Genomic DNA, 13,897 nt, shown 5'->3' on the forward strand with positions numbered 1-13,897 from the left:
ATCCTTATTCGTATCTCAAAGACTCAACAGGGTCTAATCTGGCAGCTTTAACAGCAGGCATCAAACCTGCGACGATGGCCACAATAAATGCAATGGTAAACGCACTAAACATCGCCAACCAAGGTGTTGCAAATTGAAATTCTGCTAAAGACGCCACAAGATAACCAATGAGCACTCCAAGGATAATTCCCAAGATTCCTCCCAACTGACCAATGATAATGGCTTCCATAAAGAATTGCGTGGCAATCGTTTTCTTTTTGGCTCCAAGCGCCTTTCTAACGCCTATTTCACGCGTGCGTTCGGTAACAGATACAAATAAAATATTCATCAAAGCAATAGAAGAACCTGTAATGGTGATGATGCTGATGATCCACGCAGCCATATAAAGATATTGCGTTATATCTGTAATTCTGTTAAGTAGGTCGTCGCTTCGTTCGATACCAAAGTTATTTTTCTCCACTGGTGTCAAACCTCTGATGTTTCTAAAAGTCAATATGGCTTCATCTTGCGCACCATCTAGCATATCTTTGTTATCGGTTTTCACACTCAAATTGTAGTTGATATTGGGTTGGGTGAATAGCGAACGCGCCTTTTGTAATGGAATAAAAACCCGCAAATCCTGATTGTTGCCAAACGTAGACCCTTTCGATTTCAAAACACCGACCACTTTGAATTTAGCACCTCGAACGCTAATCATGGCGCCAATTGGATTCACATCAGATAAAATGGATTTGACCAGATCGCTTCCTATCAAACACACATTATTGTTATTCAAAACATCAAAATAATTAAGCTCTCTACCTTCACTGATTTCCAAACCGGAGTTTTGGATATAATTTTCATTGATACCCAAAATGGTAACTTCTGGATCCGTTTTTTTGTTTTCGTATTTCACTTCCGCAGTACCACTGCCTACAAATGACACAGAGGTTTTAGTGTAGGGAAAATTGTAGGTGTCCTCAAATGCTTTTACTTCAGTATAGCTAATGATTGGATTGATTTTTTGAGCTTCGCTGCTGCTTTGTCGCTGTGCGGTGAATTCATACCTCTGAATATTAAACGTATTAGCTCCCATGGAAGAAAAATCACTAGAAATCGTATTTTCAAGTGCCGATACTGCACTCAAAATACCTACCAAAGCAGTGATTCCTATTGCTATGATTAATACGGTTAAAATGGTACGAAGCAATTGCGATTTTATAGACCCGAAGGCAATGCGGATATTTTCCCTAAATAATGAAAACATAAATCTTTTTTAGTATCGTTCTGTCGGCTGTAATGTATGTCTATAAAAGCTCCATAAAGTTACTATAAAATTGAAATAACTTATGACTGCCTTTGAAATTTGTGATATTTTTGTTTGAGATTATGTATAACTTAAATGAGATTCCCACTTTCGTGGGAAGTGAACATGGCACAAAAACCGAGTATACCAAAAGGCACAAGGGATTTTAATCCAGAAGAAGTCGCAAAGCGAAACTATATTTTTGAAACCATCCGGTCGCAATTTGAATTGTATGGATTTCAACCGATAGAAACACCAAGTTTTGAAAATTCGGAAACCTTGATGGGAAAATATGGTGAAGAAGGCGACCGATTGATTTTTAAGATTTTGAATTCTGGTGATTTCTTGAATAAAGCTGATGAAAGTGCCTACGTTAATAAGGATTCAAACAAAATTACACCCTCAATTTCCGAAAAAGCCCTTCGCTACGATTTAACAGTTCCTTTTGCAAGGTATGTGGTGCAACATCAAAACGATATTGAGTTTCCATTCAAACGCTATCAGATTCAGCCGGTTTGGAGAGCGGATAGACCGCAAAAAGGACGATTTAGAGAGTTTTATCAATGTGATGCCGATGTAGTAGGTTCGAAATCCTTGTGGCAAGAAGTGGAGTTTGTACAATTGTATGATGCGGTTTTTTCCGCTCTGAAATTAGAAGGTGTTACCATCAAAATCAATAACCGTAAAATTTTGGCTGGCATTGCAGAAGTGATTGGTGCAGAGGATAAGTTGATTGATTTTACAGTGGCTTTGGATAAACTCGATAAAATAGGAGAGGAGAAAGTCAAAGAAGAAATGCTATCCAAGGGTATTCCGCAATCAGGAATTGACAAATTACAGCCTTTGTTTGGTTTGTCTGGTAGTTTTGCCTCACAGATTGAAGAATTGAAATCGATTTTGTCGTCTTCTGAACAAGGGAAAACTGGCATTAAAGAATTAGAGTTCATCAATAATGCTATAATGGAATTAGGTTTAAAAACAGCCACTTTACAGTTGGATGTGACGTTGGCACGTGGTTTAAACTATTATACAGGAGCCATTTTTGAGATTGTAGCACCAAAGGGTGTTGAGATGGGTTCCATTGGAGGTGGTGGTCGCTATGATGACCTTACAGGGATTTTTGGATTGAAGGACATGAGTGGTGTGGGAATCAGTTTTGGGCTTGACAGAATTTATTTGGTACTTGAAGCATTGTGTTTATTTCCTGAAACCATTAGCAATACAGTGAAAGCTTTGTTTTTAAATTTTGGAGAAAAAGAGGCTTTGGTTTGCTTGATGGCTATCAAAGAATTGCGTTCAAAAGGCATCAAAGCTGAATTGTATCCGGATGCTTCGACATCCAAAAAACAATTCATTAAACAGATGAATCATGCCAATAAACGCAATATTCCGAATGTAATTCTGGTGGGTGAATCGGAATTGCAATCAAAAGCATTTACTTTAAAACATATGAATTCTGGTGAACAGCAACAGCTATCTTTAGAACAACTTATAGAAAAACTTCAATAAAAAAGCTCCCAAATTAATGGGAGCTTTATGGTTGAAGCTAAATATGATTTGGGGAGTCTATTTAACTAGAACCTTTTTAGACGTTGTACCATGGTCTGTAATCATTTTAACTATATAGGTTCCGACACTCAAGTTTTTGACCTTATATTCTGAATAAGTGACATTCTCTATCGGTTTGATGGTTACTACTGATTGTCCTAATAGGTTAAACATTTCGACACTTTTAATTTCTCTCAACGTTGGATTCACAAGGACGATACTTTCCATTGCATTAGCATAGTAAACTTCTAAAGCAGTAAGATCGTTCTCATCAACACCTAAAGCCGAACCTTCTCTAAATGTGATTTCATACCTATCTAAATAAGTACCTGGAGCGAGATTAAATACATAATCACCTTGTTGTCTTAAATTATGATAGATATTAGTGATTTTATCATGAACAAAAATGTTTACGTCATCAGGAACATTCTCAAGGTGGTCAATACTTATTTTGGTTTGTCCGCCATCTCTCAAATGTAATCCTAAAGGCACTATACTTGCTTCTGTAATCGTGTCGACACCTTGGATATTGAACTTCTCACTATTAATCATCCAGTACATATCATCCATTTGTTCATCGATGTGAGCGGCGTCATAACCCCAGTCTATATCAATGGTTGCATTATCATCAACTGTCAATAATAACTGTCTATGAATTGTATTCACTGAATTAAATCCAATTCTGAATTTCATTCTTAAATCTTCGCCATCAGGATTATAGTTTGTTGTGGTTGCGTTTTCAGCACTTCTAACAAATACAGAGTTTGCTGTACCTTCTGGCATAAATATTCTTTGGCTATTTCTAAATTTAATAGTTCCGCCAGCACCCTCTGCAACCACGAAGAACCCTTGGCTTACAGGTATATATCTTCCTGGTACTTTTGTTGGCACACCACCTGTTCCTACATCCGGATCATTAGTGCCTAAAGAAGCAGATGGAGTTCCTCCTGAAAGGTTGTATGTGGCGTAACCCCCTTGATAGTCACCAAGGTTGTGCGAACCACCTCCCCAATGTTCCCAGAAATAGAGTGTTCCAGTGGTACTTCCATTTCCAGCGATGACTGGGCCATTATCAATGATAAATTTATCGGCGTCGATAGCTGATGGATACGGGTTACCTACCAAATAATCGTTACCAGCATTTAGTGTTAGATCAATGTTTCCATTATTAGGTTTTCCAGTAAACAGATACTGTTGTGGAGTCAATATAGAGCCTGTACCCGGACCTTTCATAGTAAATCCTTCACCAGCCCTCATAGTTCCTGTGCTTCTGACATGTTGCCATGACGCATAGGAATCATCCGGTAGATTGGCGAACTTCCAAATCCAATAATCTGCTATGCCAACCGGACTAGTGTTGGTTCCATTGTAACCTGATGTCAACCAGTTTATATTGTTAGGGCCATCTTTCATAACATCCCTAACTCTATAACTGTTATTGTTAGTAGTGGTATTGCTTACGCCAACAGGAGAGGACCAATAATTGTAGGTAAACTTATCAGCCGTTCCTTGTTGGTTTTTTTGAAGTTTTCCTCTACTCGATACATCCAATACACTGTCATCACCTTGAACAAGTTGAGACTCTCCTTCTAAATTGATGGTTCCGTCAACTTTCAAATACCAGCTTACATTTAATTCAGAATCACCTTGAACATTAAAATCAATTGGGGTAGAGCTTGCATCAAGTTGATTGATAATTAAACCTAAATGCTTTTGAGTACCACTATAATTGATTCCCTTGTCTTTCACATGTACAATAGACCAATCATAGGTAATTGCATCGTTTCCGAAAACCCCATCTGCTGTGACGTTTACGGCAGTTGATAATGTGCCGCTTTGGTTAGTAACAAATGGTAATGGCGCATTTTGATAATCAATTATTTTGGTGTTATAAATTCTAGCGCCAGAGCTAACATCAATAGCAGCTGTGCTTAAGTCATCAATGATATCGCCTTTATAGGTGTCCATTCTATAATATCTTTTTAAAGAAGACCAGTTCAGCGGAACTATATTTGTAGCACTAATATAATTAGTAATGTCACGAGGTATAATTGCTCCTCTTACAGTTCCGCCATTATTTTGGATTTCTTGATAAACCATTTTTTGAATTTCGTCAGCTGAAAGAGCCTTATTGAAAATTCTGACTTCTTCCATGAACCCTTGGAAATATCTATTATTAGCCGTGGCATTTTTACCTAAAGTTAATAAGGCTGAATCAGAAGGTAGGGAACCTGAAACGGAGGTAGATCCCACCTCTGCACCATTAATGTATAATTTTAGCAATCCGGAACTACTGCTATAAGTAGCTGCAACATGAGTCCAACGATTTGTTGTGAGTCGTGCGGAAGTCAAAAGGTTACCATTGGCCACAACTCTCATGGTTCTGTTGGATTGTAATTCCAAATAGAATTGATTTTGTCCCATAACACGCTGTACGCCCGTTCCTGTCGGATCAATTTTTATCCATCCCATCATGCTAACTTCACCCCATCCATTTATGACAGATACATCTTGCGCATAATCATTTCGACCATCGAAATATAAATGTAGTTTTCGATCCAAATCTCTCGGAGATCCAAACAATGCATCATTAGTGTCAAATAAATCTAATATTCCATCCTTGTCGGCATCACCACTTCCATCAACACGCCCATCATTATTCGTATCTAAACTGGCATATAAAGTATGTGAAATATCATATGTAGAGCCGTCAGAAGTAATATCAATATAATCAGGAATTCCATCATTATCGGAATCTTTGACAAAATAAGTGTAACCCGATCCCTGATTGCTATTTCCATAGGCCGCTGCAAATGAACTTCCATTATAGTAGTCGTAGATATCCAAAATACCATCGGTAAAGGTTTCGGTGGTGCCGTCAGAATCAAAATCTTTAAGTCTCACACTATCTGAATCTGGGCCATCACCAACTCCGTCTCCATCGATATCACCATCACCATTTTGGAATTTGACATCGGCAGTATTACCGGCACCAGATTCATCAACGTCAAAGATGGCATCGTTATCACTATCCAGATCTAAATAGTTAGGTCTGCCGTCTCCATCTGAATCAAGTGTAATATGCCCTTCGGCTAAATCCAACATGCCGTTACCATTGGTATCGACCCAGCCAATGGTATTTGTCAACGTAGCTTTTCCTTCACTATAATTTCCTAGACCTGCCTCTACAACGTCTGGAATACCATCATTGTCAGAATCTAAATCAAAGACATCTGCCACACCATCACCATCGGTGTCACATAGAGTTTGCGCAATGACGATATCATCAATTGCCAAGTCATTTCCACCACCACCTGAAGCATTGTTGATAAATCGAACTTTGAAATCGGTAATATCACCAAGATTGACACTTGTTGTAAATTGTTTCCATACATTTTGAGAACAAGAATTATCCGAAGTCCCTCCTGAACATCTTCCAAAAGGTCCAGTGTTTATTGTTGCTAAAATATTTCCAGAGAAGTCTAAAAATTGAACGGTAATATTTGGGTGGATAGTTCCAGGATAATATGCTTGGGACATAATATTCATGGCCCAAAAACTATAAGTTATAGGGATATTGGATAAAACTCCTGTTATGTTTGTTTCATAAAACACGCCAGGGGTAAAGCTCGCGTTAAATACGGCCATTCTACCATTCGTATCTCCTGGGGTATGATCAGGTGCATTCGTCCAAGCAAGATCTCCGTGGATGTTTTCCGGATCACTTGCAACCGTTCCTGTTATTTTAGACACAACAGTGTACTCGCCATCATCCAATATACGACTGGACATAAAAGGGCATGCTGCGGTATTGGTTCCGGTAGTGCCATCCTCATAACAATAGGAGGTTGTAGCAGCATAGTTGTTTGTGTTTATTGTTGTACGACCAGTGCCAGTACCAAAGGTTTCATTCAAAAATTTATAATTAACAGAAGTTGCGGTAGGTGAACTCTTGCAGGCTAGTTCTTCTTCACTATCTACAATACCGTCATTGTCATCATCTATGTCGACATTGTCATATACGCCATCACCATCACTATCAAAAAAGTTTTGTTCCGCACCAGCTCTTACCAAAAAGCTGTAAGTACCTTCATCAGTATCATTATTGGTAATTGTTACCGTGGTCGTTTTGGTACCAACAGTTAATGTTTTAAATCTTAAATTAAAAGACGTGCTGTTACCACCAGCTACTGGGGACGAATATGGTGTTCCCGTTATTGCAAAATCCGTATTATTTGATAATGTAATTCCGGAAATGTTAAGACTTCCACTTCCTGTGTTGTGAATAGTAAATACTTTAGTGACAATAGAACCAACATTAACATTGCCATAATCAGTATTGTCCCCAATACTTGGAGTGGTGTCATTATTTGCAATAGATATATTACTACCCCTTACGTCAATTTCGGGTCCTGCAAATACTGTTATTACGACATTGTCAATAAATACTTTGTCTTGATTGTGATTTCCGTTGGACCTGAACCTGAACCTTGAGTTATTGCTAAAAGAATAAGCCGCATCGGTCAGTGTAATTGAATGGCTGTAATTTGTATTGGTTAAAATATTTGAACCTACCGTATAAGTGAACAAATTTGTGTAGGAGCTTCCACCGTTATTTGAATATTGAAGATCGAAATCCTCACCGTTTGACATTCCTTCAACCCTAAATATGAATTCTATTGATACCGAGGTATACGGTGTAAAATTGATATTGTTGGTATAGGTAACAGATGTCCCTGTGCCATTTCGCAATTCAACAGTTTGTCCGGAATTTAAGGATGTTGGATTTGTAAGCCTACAGTTTCCGCCTCCATCAACCCAGTTTCCGAAACCAGATTCAAAGTTATCTGTATAAAGAACTGTTTGAGAGAATGAATTGAATGCTACGATGAATAGTATCCAGAATAGACTTTGTTTTAGTGATAAAATTAACGTTTTCATAAGCGGTTAAAATTAGATTTGGGATTAATTACCAATTTTTTGAGGGAAACTTTAAAATGGATCAATTAACTGCTTAAGAGGGTATTCCTTATATATGTAAATTCAAATTTCTATAGTTATTAATATAATCATTCAGAGAACTACAATTGATAGGGAAGGTTTGATGACCCTGTCGTCCCAATTTAAAATTGTGCAATGAACGATTGTAAATTCTTTGGAAAGATAAAACCAACAAATATGCATTGAAACTTATTTGGGCTTTACTGTATTTTGCAGCATCGTTTTTGACCTTAATTATTGAGGTATAAATTGTTACAAAATAACAAAGTAGTTTTGCTTTCATAGGTTTGATTTAGAGTTGGGGTCCAAATTTAATTTTCCAAATTTTAGGCTAATATAATAATTATTTTAAATAACAATCTATGAAATGCAAAAATAATCGACAAAATACATAAAAATTTTTGTGATAACTTTCGTCATAATTCTATTGGATTAGATTTGTTCTTTTAATATTTCGGCTCAAATATACATAAAATTCCATGAAACGCAAATAAATCCGACGAAATACAATTTTTTTTTTTTTTGACCAGCTTCATTTATCAATTCAGCCCATTTTGGAATAAAAAAAGACGATCTCAAATGATCGCCTTTTCTTTATCTGAATTAATTTCTTACAACTATTGAAGCTTAATTTCTGAATAAGATTTTCTTTTCGTAAACATCATTGTTGGTATGAACTTTTACGATATAAACACCTTCGGAAACAAACTGTAACGGAATTCTTATATCAAAATTTGTAATATCAAATTGCTCCTCTCCCCACTTTTTTACTGATTGCCCCAGGATATTTATCAATTCTACTTTTTCAATTTCGTATAGATTAGGATTCTTGATTAATATTTCTTTAGCATCCATCATATAGTTAATATAAATGGAGTCTATACCTTCTGGAGTGTTAATTGATAAAATATTATGATCCATGAAAGAAACAAAAAATCTATTTTCATAATTGCCTTGTTCTAAATTAATGGTAAAATCTGAATGGTTGATTAAAAAATAGGTCTGCAAAACGGCATCATATATGTAAGTATTTATATTATCTTCAAAATTTTCAAGTTCTTCAAGAGAGATGTGAATATTCCCTGGATTTGTCATACTTATTTGCAAAGGATATAACTTTGTTTCCTCAAAACTTCCGACACCTTGTATCACATACTTGTCACCCTCAATAAGCCAGAACATGTCATTTTGGAATTCATCCGTAAAGAGGGCATCGTAACCGTAATCGAAACCATCAGTTGCTGCATTGTTGTCTATGAAACCTAAAAGTAGTGGACGGATTAAACCATCGTCAGAAGAAAACTGCAACCTTAACCTTTTGATTTCGGTTGCCAGATTATTAGTTTCTTCAACTGTACTCGTACCGTTTGATCTTAAAAATACTGAATTTCCGAGGGATTCCCTTACGAAGATCCGTTGACTGTTATGAAATGAAATGTTTCCTCCAACTGGAGTGCCAGTAACAAAAAAAGCTTGTCCTATAGGAATATATCTTCCAGGGGTTTTTGTGGACGAGCCAGCTCCACTGATGCCATCGGGTATAACGGTACTTACACCTCCTGTTAAATTGTAGGCCGAATATCCTCCTTCATAGTCTTCGAGAACATGTGTAACGTTTGAAACGTAATGCTCCCAGAAATACAAAGTTCCATCGATACTTCCACTGCCTGTGCCTGGAACGTTGTCTAAAATAAATGCATTAGCATCAATGGCTGATGGATATGGATTTCCAACTAATGTTTGATAATTTGGACTTACGGTATTGGTAATTGTACCGTTGTTTGGTTTTCCAACAAAAACATAGTTTTGTTCAGCGGTAGCAGCACCACTGCCTTTCATGGTATAGCCAAGACCAACTTCGAGAGCTCCATTTTCTCTAATGAGTGTCCAATCACTGTAGCTATTTTGTGGAAAATCTCTATAGGAATATATCCATCTCGAACTTAAAGTTTTTGGGGTTGTATTTCCATTAGCATTATGATTCGTGGTCCATTGCAGGTTTAGAGGGTTTGCACTGTTAGTACCATCTCTTAAAATTCCATCAACTGTAAAATTGGTATTGTTGGCAGACGTGTTCACAGGACTAACTGGAGAACTCCAATAGTTGTAATTATAAAGGTTGCTTGTACCTTGTTGGTCACGCTCAATTTTTCCTGCGCTTGTAACATCAAGAACACTACCTTCATCTTGAAGGAGTTGGGATTCACCATATAAGTCAATAGTACCATCAAGTTTGAGGTAATGAGTAATTCGTATACTCTGACCGTTATTGTTTTCATTTTGAGAACTTCCTGGATCGGTAACTGACAACGTCTTGTTTGTGTTGTCAGACAACAATCCCAAAACAACGATATCTTTATCACCAGATAAGATGTTGTGAGATGTTCTCACGATGTTCCAGTCAATTGGTGTTGTTCCATCAATTCCTAAACTGTTAGGTGTATCCCAAACCGGAAAGTTGGTCCAAGTATTGTCCGTTTGCCAAAGTTGACCATCAACTCTTGAAGTATATGGGATAGGAGCTGTTTCTTGTTGAGCGGAATTGACATTTCTGATTTTACCATTGATTGTTCCTGCATAAGGCAAAAGTGAACCGCAACCAATATCCATACGATAATAACCATCAAGATCGCTCCATGAAAGCCCAGCAATATCTAAAGGAACAACTTCACCAGAAACCAAACCATTATCTCTAATTTCTTGATTCATCATTTGTCTTATTTGAGATTGGGTTATTGCCCTATTCCAAATTCGAACTTCATCCATCCATCCATTAAAATAGTTTATAGGTTTATTGGGTGGATTGCCGGCTTGATCCATTGCGCCTAATATAAAATTCATGTTATTTGTATTTGGAGCAGATCCACTTGCAGAATTGACTGCGATCCCATCCATATATAATGTATAAGTCCCAGAATTATAAACCAAAGCTATGTGATACCATCTTTCTGTGGTCAATGTATAAGGTGAGGCGATAGAGCCATTAGCATTCCAATTGAAGGATAAAGTACTACCGTTTAGTTTAAGATCATAACCCGCACCTATATTAAAACCATTTCTTTTGGAAAGAATTGTTTGCGTTCCACTCAATGATTCTGGTTTTATCCAAGCTTCGAGACTGAAATTCCCCGATCTATTATAATTATTTCCGAATACAACATAATCATTTGTTCCATCAAAGTCTATGCTCTGACAGTTTTCTAATGTCACATTAACAGTGCTTTCACATCCAGCTACGGTCCAACGCAACGTGTATGTGCCTGCCTCGCCTGTAAAAGTAGAATTTGGACTATTGACATTAGAAAATGAATAGTTTCCACCGCAACTAGTTGGTGATGAAGCCACGGACCAGAATCCATTTTCTCCAGTACCAGGATAATCTGTATCACCGGAGCTCAAATCAGGAACTACATAATTGTTATTCCATACGCCATTGTTATAATTTTGAATTGCCGTTAAAGTGTTGTCATACGCAGCTAATTGAACTGTCGTCTGACCACATTCTCCAGCTATAGGAGTAACGTTTTCTCCTGCATAAGCAAAACTTGCATTTACTGAAATAAATTCGGTACCCTCATCTCCTTCAGAGCGGCAGCCATTAATTAAGGAAGTAACACCATAAGTTTGAACACCTGGAGTTATTGGCGTTATGGTGGTTGTAGAACCTGTAGTTACTACAACACCATTTTCATCTGTCCATTCAATGACCTCATCAACAGGAGCATCTGGGATTCTTACATTATCAATGGCCCATACGCTACCAGTGTTGCCGCTGAATGTGAAGCGTATTCTTAAGCCTACTAAACCAATATAGTTTTGCAGGTCAATTGAAACTGGTTTATCAACCAAAGTTCCTAAAGTATTTCTACATTGTCCTGTGAATCCTGGAACACTGGCTAAAAACCCTGTGTTACTCGGTCCTGTATAATCAAATCCCGCTCCAGGATCTAAAGTAATTGGATAAGTTGCACCTCCATCTACGGAAAGCTCGATTAGACACCAAGCCCCTGCATTAAGATAATAAGCTTGTTCAAATTCAAGAAAGGCTGACGTAAGACCCAAAGTATTGAATATAGGTGTTTCCAAATATGTCAAAGGTGCGAAAGGCCCACCTGCATTGCCACTTGCAATTGCGAACTTGGTATTGTCGGTGGTATCAAAACAACGACCTTGAAATTTTTTTGGTCCATTGGTCTCAATCCAAGTGGTTGCATTAGTATTGTTTCCTGGTGCAGGCATATGTCCAGTTCCATCTACAGACCATCCCTCAGGATTAGCTTGATTGAATTGTCCGCCGTCATTAAAATCAGGAATGATTCCAAAAGAACTTTCGGCAACAACGGTAATATTAGATCCGAGACAAGTGTCAAACTCACTTGGACCTACAATAGTGGGTGGAACATCTGGCGGCACAACTGCGATATAGAACAAACTTGAATAAGCCTGACAAGATCCAATTTGAATAACGGCTCTCAAAATTGTGGTTTGCAAAATATCATTATAAGTATATGTGTCGGTTGTATTGTTTATTGTATTCCATGTGAGGCCTCCATTAATTGTAGACTCCCATCTGATAATATTACCATTATAACCATTGAGTGTTAAGATAGCATTTTGTGGTTCATCAGGACAAGCCGTAACTTCAATTACTTCATCAATTGTTGCGTCGGCTGGGCTTTCTGTGTTTGTCAGATAGCCATCAATGTTACCTCCATTAATGTTAGGACTTGTTATGGTGACTGTTGAAGTACAAGAGGATGTATTTCCTCCAGCATCAGTCACAGTCAATACAATAATATTAGGTCCTATATCTGAACAATCAAAGGTTGATTGAGATAATGTATAATTCAGGTTTGAGGTTCCACAGTTATCTGTTGAACCATTGTCGATTTGGCTTGCAACGATACTTGCAGTTCCAGTTGAATTATCTAATGGAATTGTAATATTTCGACAAATTGCTGTTGGGTCCACGGTATCATTAATAAAAACGGTTTGCGTAACATTGATACTATTACCATTACCATCATTAAAATTCCAGGTAATTACATGTGCGCCTTGAGTTGAATAAGTCAAAGGGTCAGAAGTTGTTCCAAAAAGAGTACCGGCACATGCATCTGTCGTAGATGGAATTGAGGCCGTTGCAGAACATTGACCGTTGATTGTCGGTAATGTCGGAGTGACTGGAGGTGTGGCATCATCCACAACTATAGTTTGATTTTGAGTTGAAGAATTTCCACTAGCATCTGTATATGTCCAAACTATAGTATAAGTGCCTTGTGCGGAATATGATGTTGGATTTGACGTCGTAGCTGTGATAGTGCCAGAGCAATTATCTGTAGCTGTAGGTGCCGAAACTGAAGCGTTGCATTCACCATTTATAGTAGGAAGTGACAAAACATTAGGAACAGGATTTTCATTATCCGTGACGGTAATATCGAAAGAACAACTGTCAATGTTCCCGGCGGCATCCGTTGAGGTATATGTCACTGTTGTAGTACCTAGAGCAAATGTATCGCCAGGACTGTGAGAACTTGTCAGTGTCTGTGAGCAGTTGTCCGAGGCCGTTGGCGGTGTCCAGCTGACTGCTGCGGAGCAGTTGCCCGCGTCGTTCGCCACGGAGATGTTGACAGGGCAACCGGAAATGACCGGGTTCTCGTTGTCGCTGACGGTGATGTCAAAAGAACAGGTATCAAGGTTGCCGGCGGCATCCGTTGAGGTATATGTCACCGTTGTGGTACCTAGAGCAAATGTATCGCCAGGACTGTGAGAACTTGTCAGTGTCTGTGAGCAGTTGTCCGAGGCCGTTGGCGGTGTCCAGCTGACTGCTGCGGAGCAGTTGCCCGCGTCGTTCGCCACGGAGATGTTGACAGGGCAACCGGAAATAACCGGGTTTTCGTTATCGGTAACGGTAATGTCGAAAGAACAAGTGTCAATGTTGCTGGCGGCATCCGTTGAGGTATATGTCACCGTTGTGGTACCTAGAGCAAATGTATCGCCAGGACTGTGAGAACTTGTCAGTGTCTGTGAGCAGTTGTCCGAGGCCGTTGGCGGTGTCCAGCTGAC

4 protein-coding genes are annotated in these 13,897 nt (G+C 38.3%); 1 reads left to right on the plus strand and 3 read right to left on the minus strand.

The features are described 5' to 3' along the window. Positions 1 to 4: 4 nt before the first annotated feature. Positions 5 to 1,246 carry an ABC transporter permease gene (locus M0G43_RS14680; protein WP_248027685.1) on the minus strand — a complete coding sequence of 414 codons (1,242 nt, stop codon included), beginning with the start codon at positions 1,244 to 1,246 and terminating at the stop codon, positions 5 to 7. Positions 1,247 to 1,411: 165 nt separating this feature from the next. Between M0G43_RS14680 and hisS the strand changes: the two genes are divergently transcribed. Continuing rightward, complete coding sequence (gene hisS, locus M0G43_RS14685) at positions 1,412 to 2,794, plus strand: histidine--tRNA ligase (protein ID WP_248027713.1); 1,383 nt, start codon at positions 1,412 to 1,414, stop codon at positions 2,792 to 2,794. Positions 2,795 to 2,851: 57 nt separating this feature from the next. Here hisS and M0G43_RS14690 read toward each other — a convergent pair whose 3' ends face one another. Next, entirely contained in the window at positions 2,852 to 7,774 is a 4,923-nt protein-coding gene (locus tag M0G43_RS14690) for a LamG-like jellyroll fold domain-containing protein (protein WP_248027687.1), read from the minus strand. Positions 7,775 to 8,461: 687 nt separating this feature from the next. After that, positions 8,462 to 13,897, minus strand: a 5,436-nt coding sequence (locus tag M0G43_RS14695) for an HYR domain-containing protein (RefSeq protein ID WP_248027689.1), incomplete at its 5' end; no start/stop codon positions are given.

The sequence above is a fragment of the Subsaxibacter sp. CAU 1640 genome, assembly GCF_023156585.1.
Taxonomy (GTDB): Bacteria; Bacteroidota; Bacteroidia; order Flavobacteriales; family Flavobacteriaceae; genus JBPOFM01.

Coding starts and splice junctions, on each gene's coding strand:
- M0G43_RS14680 (WP_248027685.1), bottom strand. CDS start 1,246: ATGTTTTCATTATTTAGGGAAAATATCCGCATTGCCTTCGGGTCTATA.
- hisS (WP_248027713.1), top strand. CDS start 1,412: ATGGCACAAAAACCGAGTATACCAAAAGGCACAAGGGATTTTAATCCA.
- M0G43_RS14690 (WP_248027687.1), bottom strand. CDS start 7,774: ATGAAAACGTTAATTTTATCACTAAAACAAAGTCTATTCTGGATACTA.